This window comes from Exiguobacterium sp. SH1S21, assembly GCF_004337175.1.
Lineage (GTDB): Bacteria > Bacillota > Bacilli > Exiguobacteriales > Exiguobacteriaceae > Exiguobacterium > Exiguobacterium aurantiacum_A.
This window is the reverse complement of record NZ_SJUY01000001.1, coordinates 601,619-613,833: the sequence shown is the minus strand read 5'-3', so window position 1 is coordinate 613,833 and position 12,215 is coordinate 601,619. Positions and strand designations below refer to the sequence as shown.

Here is a 12,215-nt window from a genome sequence, read left to right as displayed (position 1 = left end):
GAACGATAGTAGAGATGTGATTTCAAAAGGAGGAGATGGGATGTCAGAACAACCATTAGTGACGATGCGGGCCGAGGGTGAAGCGACGAGCGTGAAGACGACGGTGCATGTGCGCGACCTAAAGCCGTTTATCGTCGATGAGCCGGAACGTCTCGGCGGGACCGATGCCGGACCGAATCCGCTCGAATACTTACTCGGGGCGCTATCATCGTGTACGACGATCATGATTGCCTATGTCGCGCAAGACCAGGACTTCAACTATGACGGTGTGACGTTCGCGACGGAAGGGACGCTCGACCCGCGCGGCTTCCAAGGCGTCGAAGGGGTCCGGACTTATTTCGAGAACGTGCACGTCAACATCGTGCTCGACACGACCGAGTCGGATGAACGGATCGAGGCGCTGCAAAAAGGCGTCGAGGCCCGGTGCCCGATCCATAACTTGATGCATGCGGCCGACGTTGACATCACGGCGACGTGGACCCGTAAATAACGAGAGGATGGGGGCAACCCATCCTTTTTTTTGTGAAATGACAGGGATTTTTCGTGTAGGACACGAACAGGAGTAAGACGTGAGACAGGAGGCGCAAATGGAAATTTGTCCTATGACAGAAAAAGACGCCCACGCAATCCAAGCGTGGACGTATGAAGCGCCATATGGTTTTTAGCCGTACTGTTTCTGATGGGCCTTCTTACGTTTCAAGTAATCCTCGTCAGCACGGATCTCATCCCACCGCACTTTAAAGATGCGTGCCGATTCGGCTTTTTCTTCGTCGATTTGGCGATCGTGAATAGCGCCGTCGTCTTTATACTTGCGGCCACCTTTATAGTTGGCGTAACGACGGGCCCGGGTATGGCCCATCTGGATGAACTTCCGCGCCATGTCCATGCCGATGAAATCGTCGTTTGCCCGATACGCTTCAAACAGCTCCATGATCTCATCGGCGGATTGGCGGGCGATGTCGGGTGTTTTAAAACGCCAGTGCGGCAAAATCTCACTCTTGTAAGGCTCGACGAGCAACACACCTTGTTCACCGCGTCCGACGCGATACAGCTCGGGCTGCTCGCGAAAATCGATCGTTTCAAAATCTAAGTCGTAATCAAACGGCATCGTCATCCCTCCTCTGTTCCGTTGTTCCCGGAACGGAGGCGAGGGAAACGAGCGAAGGAGCAGCTGACATGATTCTATTAGACACAGAACGGCTACGGCTCAGAGCGTTTCAGCTCGATGACGCCGAAGCGATGCATCGCTATGCGAAGAATAATCGGGTCGGACCGATGGCGGGCTGGGCCCCGCACGAGTCCGTCGACGAGACGCGGGACGTCATCCGTATGTTCCAGCAAGATCAAGACGTCTGGGCGATCACGTTGAAAGCGACCGGCGAACTGATCGGCAGCATCGGTTTGCACGACCGGCGCCCGGACCCGGATATCCAACACGACAACCAGCGCGAAATCGGCTACGTGCTCAGTCCGGATCATTGGGGGAGAGGCTACGTCCCGGAAGCGGTGCGTGAGCTGCTTCGTCACGGATTTGTCGACCTAGGCCTCGAACGAATTTGGTGCGGTTATTTTGACTTCAATGACCGGTCGCGTCGTGTCGTCGAGAAGTGCGGTTTCACGTATGCGTTCACGACGACGCAAGAGCTGACCCGGTTGGACGGGCGGACCGTTCGAAGTTTGGTCTATGTCATCACGCGTGATGATTATGACAACCGTTCATCTCTTAATGGAGGAATCTAAAATGACCAGGAGAACAGGAGCGTCTTCCTTGATGGGAGGGCGCTCCTGTTCTCATAATTCTTAGCTGATACAGATTAATTTTAAAAAATAGTTGATATGTAACCGGTTACACATTATGCTTGTTTTGTAAGCGTTACCAAAAAGGAGGTTCGAGATGGCGACAATCAAACAAGTGGCCAAACGAGCGAACGTTTCTGTCGCGACCGTGTCCCGTGTCATGAACAATAACGGATACGTAAGTGCAGAAGCGCGGGAAGCTGTCGAGCGGGCCATCGTCGAACTTGACTATGCCCCGAACCGAGTCGCGCGTTCATTATTTAAAAAGACATCGGGCTTGATCGGCTTGATTATGCCGGATATTACAAATCCGTTCTTTCCACAATTGGCCCGAGCGATTGAAGACGTGGCCAACCAGCACGGCTATCAGGTCGTACTTTGCAACACGGATGAGCAACTTTCAAAAGAGCAGACGTATTTGGTCGCTCTTCAGACGATGCATGTCGATGGACTGATTATTACGACGAACCATTCGGATAACCCGAACTATGAAAAGTTAGAACTACCGATGGTGGCGTTAGATCGTATCGTCAAGCCGGGGATTGATGCCGTCATCTCGAACGGGTATGAAGGTGGACGCCTCGCAGCGGAGACGCTGTTGAGCTGTGGGGCAACAAAGCTTGCTCACATCGCTGGGCCTAAGCACCTCCTAACGGTGAGACGACGGACAGATGGTTTTCTCGACGTGGCGGGTGACCGGCTCGTCGGGATGACACATTCTAGTTTTGCATTCAAAGAGGCGCTCACGGCGGCACAAACATTATTTGACGAGTATTGGCCGTTCGATGGTGTGTTTGCCGCCAATGACGTCATCGCCGCCGCAGTATTGCAGGAAGCGGTGCGTCGCAACGTCCGGGTGCCTGAAGACTTACAAGTCATCGGGTATGATGGCATCGAGTTAGGTGAGATGACGTCTCCGCCACTCACGACGATTGCTCAACCGATCTATGAGATGGGGCGACTAGCGACCGAGCGACTTCTTGATTTGATTGAAAAGAAAGAGACCGCTGCAAAAGAAATTTTATTGCCTGTCACACTGACAGAGCGACAGACGACGAAACGAAAGGGGCATGACGCATGAACCGAATTGTTGTCATCGGGAGTGTATCTATGGATTTGGTTGTCACGACAAATAAACGTCCGCAGGCTGGAGAGACGGTCATCGGGAATACATTTCAGACGGTACCCGGGGGAAAAGGCGCCAACCAAGCAGTGGCTGCTGCTCGACTAGGTGGCCAGGTCGAGATGGTCGGTTGCGTCGGATCCGATGAATTTGGGAATATAATCCGTCAAAATTTTAAACAGAACCAGGTCGGGACGCGTCATCTGCGAACGATTGGCGAAGAAGTGACAGGGACGGCGCATATCGTATTAGCAGACGGCGATAACTCAATCGTCGTCGTTCAATCCGCGAACAAGCATGTACGCTTCACCGACGTGGAGTTGGAGCAACTGCTTGATGACCAGACGCTCGTCTTGTTGCAACTAGAAATTCCGATTGAAACCGTCGAACAAGTGAGTACGTACTGTCATCAGCGAAACATTCCAGTCCTGTTAAATCCGGCGCCGTCTCAAGCGCTCACGAGTGAGTTACTTGAAAAGGTGACCTACGTGACGCCGAACGAGCACGAATGCCGCGATCTATTCGGCGACTTGCCGATTGAAGACGTATTGCGCCGTTACCCAAACAAATTGATTGTGACAGAAGGAGTAAGAGGTGTTTGTTTCTTCGACGGGAAGACGATTCAACATATCCCAGCCATCCTGGCGAATGTCGTCGATACGACCGGGGCGGGAGATACATTCAATGGCGCTCTCGCAGTTTCCCTCGTGGAAGGAAACAATTTAGAAGAAGCCGCGCGTTTTGCCGTCGTAGCTTCGGGCATGAGCGTGGAAGGATTCGGGGCTCAAGGCGGGATGCCGAACCGAGCCGACGTGATGAGACGATTGGAGCGAGTGTGATGAAAAAACAGGGGATTCTCAATAGTCATTTGGCAAAAGTCTTTGCTGACCTGGGACATACGGATACAGTCGTCATCGCCGATTGCGGACTGCCGATCCCTAAAGGAGTAAAGCGGGTCGATTTAGCACTACGTCTAGGCGAACCGTCATTTCTTGATGTGTTGAATGCGGTTGAGGCTGACATGGTCATCGAACAGATTACGGTGGCGGACGAAATGTTCACCGAGAACGAGCCGATTGCCAAAGCGTTGACCGAACGATTCGAAACGGTCAAGACGTGCTCGCATGAAGCGTTCAAGCGTGAAGTCGAGCAGGCGAAAGTCGTCATTCGTACAGGTGAAGCGACACCGTATGCGAACGTCATTTTACACGCCGGCGTTTTATTTTAAGGAGGGGTTCGATGCACATCCAGTTGAAACGCATCCATAAGTCTTTCGGTCCGGTGAGTGTATTGAGAGGTGTGGATTTTGAATTGTTGCCTGGTGAAATTCACGCGTTGATGGGCGAGAACGGGGCCGGCAAATCGACACTCATGAAAGTGATGACCGGACTTCACGCGCAAGATGAAGGGGAGGTCCAAATCGATGGTGCCGTGCGGCAGTTCAAACATCCGAAAGAAGCCGAACGAGCCGGCATCGCCTTCATCCATCAAGAGTTGAATATTTTGCCGGAATTGACGGTGATGGAAAACTTGTTCCTCGGTCGGGAGTTGACCGGTCCGTTCGGTGTCATCAAGCAACAAGAGATGAAGCGTCGCGCCCGGGAATATTTGGCCGAGCTGAACGTATTCATGGAAGTCGATGAGCTCGCTAAAAACTTGTCCGTCGGTCAACAACAGATGATTGAGATCGCGAAAGCACTTATGACAGACGCGAAAGTCATCGTCATGGACGAACCGACGGCCGCCTTGACCGACCGTGAGATTCGGGCGTTGTTCTCGGTTTCGCGTGCACTGCGTGACCAAGGCGTGTCCATCATTTATATCTCCCATCGGATGGAAGAAATTTTTGAACTGTGTGACCGCATCACCGTTCTCCGTGATGGACTGTCGATCGGGACGCATCCTATTGCCGAGACGTCATTTGAAGAAATCGTCAAAGAGATGGTCGGACGCGAGATCGGGGAACGTTACCCGGACCGGACCACCACGATTGGCGACGTCGTCCTCGAAGTTGATAGTTTGATAGGTAACCGGTTCCACAACGTCTCGTTCGATGTACGGGCGGGTGAAATCGTCGGTTTCTCAGGGTTGATGGGAGCCGGTCGAACCGAGGTGATGCGCGCCTTGTTCGGCGCCGACCGCACAAGAGGCGGTGTCGTCAAACTGAATGGAAAAGAAATAAAGATCAGACGGCCGGCTGATGCGATTCGTCACGGTATCGCGTTTTTGACAGAAGACCGAAAAGGCGAAGGGTTGCTCCTCGACTTCTCGTTACGAGAAAACTTGTCGCTACCAACGCTCGATAAACGGGCGAAGGGTACAATCATCTCGAGACAAGACGAGGAGCGCTTCGCCGACGGATATTTGAAGAAGCTGCGTGTCAAACATCATTCAATGGAACAAAAAGTGAAGTCGCTTTCTGGCGGGAACCAACAAAAAGTCGTTCTAGGCAAGTGGCTTGGCGTCGAACCAGATGTGCTCATCCTCGACGAACCGACACGAGGAGTCGATGTCGGGGCGAAAAAAGAAATTTACACGATTATGAGTGAATTGGCAGAGGCAGGTGTCGCAATCATCATGGTATCTTCGGATTTACCCGAGGTGCTCGGGATGAGTGATCGAATCGTCGTCATGCGAGAAGGCGTCGTCACAGGGACGTTAGCAAAAGACGAGGCGACGCAAGAAAAAGTCATGACATATGCGACAGGAGGACAATGATATGGAATTGAAAGCAACGGCTGCGCTAGGGCGACCGCAAAAGCTCGGATGGGGGCAAAAACTCGGTCCACTGTTCGGATTACTTGCCATCATCGTTGTGGTGACGGCTCTCGAACCAGGATTTCTCTCGTTGAACAACATCTTTAACGTCTTGCGGCAAGTTTCCATCAACGCCTTGATTGCGTTCGGGATGACGTTCGTCATTTTGACAGGCGGAATTGATTTATCAGTCGGGTCGATTCTCGCCCTCTCTTCGGCGTTCGTCGCCGGGATGATGGTCGATGGTCAACATGCTGTCATGGCGATCGCGCTCGGATTGATTGCAGGTGCCGTGCTCGGTGCGTTTAACGGAGCCGTCATCACATACGGAAAAGTCGCGCCGTTCATTGCGACGCTGGCGACGATGACCATCTACCGAGGGCTGACGCTCGTATACACGGATGGCCGGCCGATCACCGGTTTAGGGGACTCAACTTGGTTTGAAATGTTAGGGCGTGGCTACTTATGGATTATTCCGGTGCCGGCGGTCACGATGTTGATTGCGTTCGGCATACTCTACTTCATCTTGAAAAAAACGACGTTCGGACGCCATACGTATGCGATTGGCGGTAATGAGGAAGCCTCTAAACTGATGGGTATCGGCGTTAATAAAGTCAAAGTGATGATTTACTCGTTGTCAGGCATGTTGGCAGCGTTAGCAGGAATCATTTTAACGTCACGTCTCAATTCGGCTCAGCCGACGGCAGGTACTTCATACGAGCTTGATGCGATTGCGGCTGTTGTTCTCGGGGGAACAAGTTTAGCCGGGGGACGTGGTTGGATTGTCGGAACATTGATTGGCGCTCTAATTATCGGCACGTTGAATAACGGCTTGAATCTTCTCGGCGTCTCGTCGTTCTTCCAACTCGTCGTCAAAGGGGCCGTCATCTTATTCGCGGTGCTACTTGATCGCAAACAAAACGCGTAATCATCGAAAGGGGAAACAGAAGATGAAAAAATGGACAGCTTGGCTACTCGTACTGACAATGGTCATGATGGCGGCTTGTTCGACGGAACAACCGGGAACAAGTTCGGAACAAGAACCAAAAGATGGGGACTTTAAGATCGGACTCTCCATCTCTACATTGAACAACCCGTTCTTCGTTGCTTTGAAAGATGGAGCTGAAGAAGAGGCGAAGCAACTCGATGCGACACTCACTGTGGCTGACGCACAAAACGATGCGGCGAAACAAGTGAGCGACGTCGAAGATATGATTCAAAAAGGCATGGATTTGATTTTGATTAACCCGACGGATTCCGAAGCGGTCGGAGCCGCTGTTCAAAGCGCGAACGATGCTGGTATCCCTGTCATCACGGTCGACCGGAACGCAGAATCGGGAGAAGTCGTCGCCCACGTCGCGTCAGACAACGTAGCCGGCGGGAAGCTCGCTGGTGAGTACATGGTTGAACTCGTCGGGGAAGGCGGGAAAGTCGTTGAATTAGAAGGTATTCCAGGAGCATCGGCCACACGCGATCGCGGTCAAGGCTTCAACGAGGCAATCGATGGAAAACTCGACGTCGTGGCCAAACAATCGGCAAACTTTGACCGGGCCCAAGGCTTAACGGTCATGGAAAACATTCTCCAAGACAATAAAGATATCGTCGCGGTGTTCGCGCACAATGACGAAATGGCACTCGGTGCGGTCCAAGCGTTGAGCAGTGCCGGATTGAGCGATGTCAAAGTCATCGGTTTCGATGCGACGGATGACGCGGTCAAGGCTGTTGAAGACGGAACGATGGCCGCAACGGTGGCGCAAAAACCGACAGAGATCGGAAAACTCGGTGTCGAAGCAGCCGTCAACTACTTGAAAGGTGAGACCGTGGAAGAAAACATTCCGGTTGACCTCGAGTTGGTTAAATGAAAAAGAGTCAGCGTGTTGATCGAAAAACACGCTGACTCTTTTTCAATGTTTATTGTTAAGATGCTATTCGCATTTGTATGCGTCGAGCTAATACAAGGTAAAATCCGAATAAGATAACTCCGAAGAGTGTAAGCCCGGTCGTGAGTGTGAAGAACGGCGGACGATACGTCAACGCGACCTCGTTGCGACCTTCGTCGAGTGAAACGGCGCTCCAAGCATAGTTTGCTTGCAAGACGTCGCGTCGCTCTCCGTTCACAGTCGCCTTCCACCCTCGTTCATACGGAACAGGGAGGACGGCATATGTCCCTTCGGTTGCGTCTTCAACCGTGAAGTCGATGTCAGGTCCGTCCCAAACGACCGGAATATCCGGGATAGAAGCCGCTTCTTCAAGGGCGTCTTCGAGTGTCGCATAATCTTCCCACTCGATCGTCACGTCTTCAAGCACATACGTTCCTTCCGGTAGACGGAGCGGTACGTTTTTCTTGAGAGGTGTCCGGAGCGTCATCGAAGTGAGATTGGTCCGATAAATCGACGCTTCTGGTTTTCGAGTCGTCCGGTAATTCCCAAGCCGGATGAAGAAACCATCACCTTCAAGCTTGCGAATCTTGAACGAGACGTACAAATCACCCGTCGCCGAGTCTGGGACGTCCGGAATAAAGTCGACTCCGCCTTCTTCAGCGGTGACTTGGAGTGTCTCATCTTCCCATACCGCATTGACAGGCGCACTCACAAACGTAATCGTTTGCGCTGGGGACGGTGCTGCGGTTCCCTGTTCTAAGATGACACCGGACAGCATCGCTTGCTCACGCGTCAATATTGAGACATCTTTAAGCGCTTCACGACTGTACGTGTTTGATGTCGTCCGGACTAACGGCAAGCGGGTCTCGCTTTCATAAACGGCGTAACGTTCTGTTTCGGCAAGCAGTTGGAAGCCGTACGGCGCTTCGCTCGCGATTGTTTTATCACGCATCCAATAAGGAGTCGACAGCACATGATGTAAGTTCGAACGGTTGCCGAGTGTCCCGTAACGGCTGACACTTTCCCGTCTCATATCAATTTCAAGGTCGCTCCAATAGAATGTGAGCAAATTCCCGTTCAAAATACTCGAGTATAGGCTCGTCCCAAGGAACGACTGGACGATCGGTGTATTGTTTCGCAACGGTATCATCCAGTCCACGCGTTCGAGCGGACCGGCTTTTTCACGGACGACGTCGATGAGTTCCCGTTGTTCAGCGCTGTTGTACTGCTCACTCGTAACGAACGTCGCGTTCGTGTTGACGATCGCCATATCGTGGAGCGCGAACTTCGTGTAACCGTTGAACACGATGAGACAAGACGCGATGATGAGGTACGGAGCCAACAATGGTTTAAGCCAAAACGATAAGACGGTTAAAATCATGAGGGCAAACATACCGAACACGATTGGCCATGGCGCGTTACCAAATAGCCCAAAACCGAGATAAGCCAAAACGGTTACGACTGCTGCCTTGAAAAATGATGTTTTTTCGAAGCGCCAATGCGTCAAGCCGACAGCAACCATGCCGCCGATCGTGAAGCTCGCCAAATACTCCCAGCGATATTGCGGTGCCGAGAAGCCGTTGAAGAAGCTACCGACATGCGGACTGAAATGGAGTAGGGTCAACAGTAGACTCATGCTCGCAAACAATCGGAACGTGACGTGACGGTAGAGCGGACGATAAAGAGCGAACAGTAGGAAGACGGCCGGTAGGATCAGCAGATTGCTATCGTATAACAAATTGTCGAGCTGAATCCAACGAATCTCATGCTCGAGCGATGGTCGCTCATTTTGCAAAAAGCCATAAGTCGCCGGAATGAACGCAAACGAACTCAGAAGTAGGGCAATGACGCCAGATCCGCTATAGAGCAACCATTGCTGTTTACGACTGACCCGATCTTCGGGTAGGTGAATGAATTGTCGGAACAAGACATAGACGAGAACGAAGACTAAATTGATGTAGGCAAAGTAAAAGTTATTGATCAGCATGATGGCACTAACAACAATAAAGAAGTCGGCGCGACCGTTTCGGATGATGCGTTCGAGACCGATGACAAGGAGCGGGACCCACAAAAAGCCGTCCGCAAAAAACTCCCAAAACGTCACGTGACGGATGTACATGACCGACACACCATAAATGACGGTACCGACGAAAGCGTGGAGTGTGCGGACGTTAAACAACTGATACGCATACGTCGCGAACACGATGACGACAGCGAGCCGGATGACGCTCACAATCAAGGCGAGACGCAACCACATGTCCAAGTCAGGTGTGACGAGTCCGAGCACATCAAATAAGGAAACGACGGCGACCGAGAGCCAAAATACGACTGACGTTGAAAAGTAGTAAGCGAGTTGTGTGAGGATACCGCCGCCGAAGCCGAAGTCCTCGGCATAGACGAGATTCCCTTTATGGAACGTTTCGTAAAGGAAATGCTTGAACGGGACCATTTGCGATAAGCCGTCATTCGGTCCGGCGATGAAGCCACCCTGTGATTGATAGTAGATGAAAAAAGCGTGGGCGATGGTCGACACGAGCAACGCAACACTGATGAGTTTGAACTGTCTCATATTGTCGATTGCTCACGTTTCAAAATTTTACTCGTGACGATGAACGTCGCCGGCACAGCGATAAAGATGGCGAACAACGGGGCCAACGTCGTCGAGACGTTCAGTTGTTCGACAAGCAAATAAATACACACCGTCGTGACTGTGAAGTTGACGACTTGCGTCAACGGAAACTGCAAAAATTTCCGTAGCGTCGGTTTGACTTTGAACGTGAAATAACTGTTCAAAAAGAAAGAGGCGATCATGCTGAGCGTGAATGCCACCACATGAGAGACCCCATAGCCGGTGTTCCATAGATGATGAAACAACATATAAATCAAATAGTAGTTAAGAGTATTAATTCCCCCAATGGCGACGAATCTTATAAACTCGGCCTTTCTCTTGTTCATTCGCACTCTTCCTTTGTATGTTAGTTTCTTGAATCAAGTAGGCCGGACGGCGTTTCGTCTCAAAATAGATGCGACCGACGTACTCACCGATGATCCCGAGGCTGACGAGCTGGATTCCACCAAGTAACAGGATGGCTGAGATGAGCGTGAAATAGCCTGGTGTGTCGATACCGTCTTGAATGATGTCAAACAGTGTCAACAGAATATAGAGCATCGACAGTAGTAAAATCAATACGCCTGAGTAAAAGCAAAAGCGCAGCGGTTTCGAATTGAAAGAGATCAACCCATCGACACCGTAATTGAATAGTTGGCTAAACGACCATTTTGTCTCGCCGTTTTGACGGAGTACATTTTGATAAGTAATCGTCTTTTGTTCCATGCCAATCCACGAGAATAAGCCTTTTGAGAACCGTTGATGCTCGTTCATTCGTAAGAGAGCGTCGACAGCCTCGCGGCTTAGCAGACGGAAGTCACCGACACCGTCCTCGAGTTCGACGTCGACGATTTTGTTGATAAGCTTGTAATACGTCCGAGAGGCCAGTTTTCGAGTCCTGCTTTCGCCGGCTCGGTCGCGCTTGGCGATGACTTGATCAAATCCTTGCTCGAAACCGGCAACCATGTCCGGAATCAGGGACGGCGGATGCTGTAAATCGGTATCCATCAAGATCGTCGCATCCCCCGTCGCGTGTTGTAACCCGGCCAGGATGGCTGCTTCCTTCCCGAAATTTCGCGAGAATGAGATGTAACGCACTTCAGGATGACGCTTAGCCAAATATTTAATTACATCAAGTGTACGATCCGAACTTGCATCATTCACGAATAAGATTTCATAAGAATAAGGAGTGCCGTCAAACTGTTCATGGATGGCGTCGAAGATGAGAGGAATGTTTTTTTCTTCGTTATAGGCAGGTAATACCATAGAAATCGTCTTCATAAAAAACACTCCTTTCTACACACTTCCGATGATTATCCATTCCCGAACAGTTGCAAACTCAAGCGTCAATGGTTCCTTTCACATAAAACAAAAACATCCACACCGTCAAAATGGAGTGGATGTAAGATCAGTTAGTCAATCGAGCGAAGCAATGCGCGCACCGGGCTACCGTCACCTTCCACGATTGGAAGCGGGACGGCGTTCAATTCGTAATCCCCGGGCGCGATCGCATCGAGGACGAGCCCTTCGAGGATGTGGACGCCGTTCCGCGCGAGCGCGTGGTGGGCGTCCATGTCTTTACTGTCGATGGCGTCGACCGATGGCAGGTCGAGACCAATCAAATAAATACCGAGCTGTCCCAACCGCTCGGCGAGGGATGGCGTCAGTTCCGGGATCTGGCTTGGAAATTCAGCTTTGTTCGGCCATCCGTCCGTCTTCAGGATGAGGCGCTCGACACCGGTCAAGTCGAATCCGTCCAAATCACTTGCTTCAATCTTTTGTCGCCCGGGCAAATGAATGACCCGGACCGGTCCGATGTAGAGCCCGGGGTCGAGGTCGATCACCCGCTTGCCGGCATCGTCGAAATGGAACGGGGCGTCGATATGTGTGCCTGTATGTAGACTCATCGTCACTTTGCCGACGTTGACGGAGCCACTGTCCGCCATCGGCCAAGCGATCTCGTAGTTGAACTTTGTGTCGCCCGGCCATGTCGTGATCGAGTCGTCGAGCGGCTGTGATACGTCAATCCATTGTGTCATCGTTATGTCTC

13 protein-coding genes are annotated in these 12,215 nt (G+C 51.5%); 8 read left to right on the top strand and 5 right to left on the bottom strand.

Translation table 11 applies throughout. The annotated features are described in order from the left end of the window. The first annotated feature begins 40 nt into the window (after positions 1–40). Positions 41–490 carry an OsmC family protein gene (locus tag EVJ24_RS03010; RefSeq protein WP_131439459.1) on the top strand — a complete coding sequence of 150 codons (450 nt, stop codon included), beginning with the start codon at positions 41–43 and terminating at the stop codon, positions 488–490. A gap of 171 nt (positions 491–661) precedes the next feature. On the opposite strand, the gene EVJ24_RS03000 is transcribed toward EVJ24_RS03010, so the two are convergent. Then, positions 662–1,108: a DUF4385 domain-containing protein gene (locus tag EVJ24_RS03000; protein WP_131439457.1), complete on the bottom strand. Its 447-nt coding sequence runs from the start codon at positions 1,106–1,108 to the stop codon at positions 662–664. A gap of 68 nt (positions 1,109–1,176) precedes the next feature. Here EVJ24_RS03000 and EVJ24_RS02995 point away from each other — a divergent pair, with 68 nt between their 5' ends. The 7 genes from EVJ24_RS02995 (at position 1,177) to rbsB (ending at position 7,539) form a co-directional block, all read left to right on the top strand. After that, positions 1,177–1,740, top strand: coding sequence for a GNAT family N-acetyltransferase (locus EVJ24_RS02995; protein ID WP_131439455.1), 564 nt, complete (start codon positions 1,177–1,179; stop codon positions 1,738–1,740). Between the two features lie 154 nt (positions 1,741–1,894). Beyond that, positions 1,895–2,878: a LacI family DNA-binding transcriptional regulator gene (locus tag EVJ24_RS02990; protein ID WP_131439453.1), complete on the top strand. Its 984-nt coding sequence runs from the start codon at positions 1,895–1,897 to the stop codon at positions 2,876–2,878. Then, a complete protein-coding gene (gene rbsK, locus EVJ24_RS02985; protein WP_131439451.1) occupies positions 2,875–3,759 on the top strand; it encodes a ribokinase in 885 nt (294 codons plus the stop codon). The genes EVJ24_RS02990 and rbsK overlap by 4 nt, the downstream gene beginning before the upstream one ends. Further along, on the top strand, positions 3,759–4,148 hold the full coding sequence (gene rbsD, locus EVJ24_RS02980) for a D-ribose pyranase (RefSeq protein WP_131439449.1): 390 nt from the start codon (positions 3,759–3,761) through the stop codon (positions 4,146–4,148). Before rbsK ends, rbsD begins: the two co-directional genes overlap by 1 nt. An 11-nt stretch (positions 4,149–4,159) precedes the next feature. Continuing rightward, entirely contained in the window at positions 4,160–5,638 is a 1,479-nt protein-coding gene (locus EVJ24_RS02975) for a sugar ABC transporter ATP-binding protein (RefSeq protein WP_131439447.1), read from the top strand. Between the two features lies 1 nt (position 5,639). Then, entirely contained in the window at positions 5,640–6,605 is a 966-nt protein-coding gene (locus EVJ24_RS02970; RefSeq protein ID WP_070329454.1) for an ABC transporter permease subunit, read from the top strand. 22 nt (positions 6,606–6,627) lie between these two features. Continuing rightward, positions 6,628–7,539: a ribose ABC transporter substrate-binding protein RbsB gene (gene rbsB / locus EVJ24_RS02965; protein ID WP_131439445.1), complete on the top strand. Its 912-nt coding sequence runs from the start codon at positions 6,628–6,630 to the stop codon at positions 7,537–7,539. Positions 7,540–7,594: 55 nt separating this feature from the next. On the opposite strand, the gene EVJ24_RS02960 is transcribed toward rbsB, so the two are convergent. From EVJ24_RS02960 to kynB, 4 genes are all read right to left on the bottom strand, one after another. Further along, positions 7,595–10,126, bottom strand: a complete 2,532-nt coding sequence (locus EVJ24_RS02960; protein WP_131439443.1) for a YfhO family protein — start codon at positions 10,124–10,126, stop codon at positions 7,595–7,597. Beyond that, positions 10,123–10,434, bottom strand: coding sequence for a GtrA family protein (locus EVJ24_RS02955; RefSeq protein WP_330857366.1), 312 nt, complete (start codon positions 10,432–10,434; stop codon positions 10,123–10,125). Before EVJ24_RS02955 ends, EVJ24_RS02960 begins: the two co-directional genes overlap by 4 nt. Before the next feature lie 25 nt (positions 10,435–10,459). Beyond that, complete coding sequence (locus EVJ24_RS02950) at positions 10,460–11,446, bottom strand: glycosyltransferase family 2 protein (RefSeq protein WP_131439439.1); 987 nt, start codon at positions 11,444–11,446, stop codon at positions 10,460–10,462. 131 nt (positions 11,447–11,577) lie between these two features. Then, complete coding sequence (kynB, locus tag EVJ24_RS02945) at positions 11,578–12,204, bottom strand: arylformamidase (RefSeq protein WP_131439437.1); 627 nt, start codon at positions 12,202–12,204, stop codon at positions 11,578–11,580. Positions 12,205–12,215 lie beyond the last annotated feature (11 nt).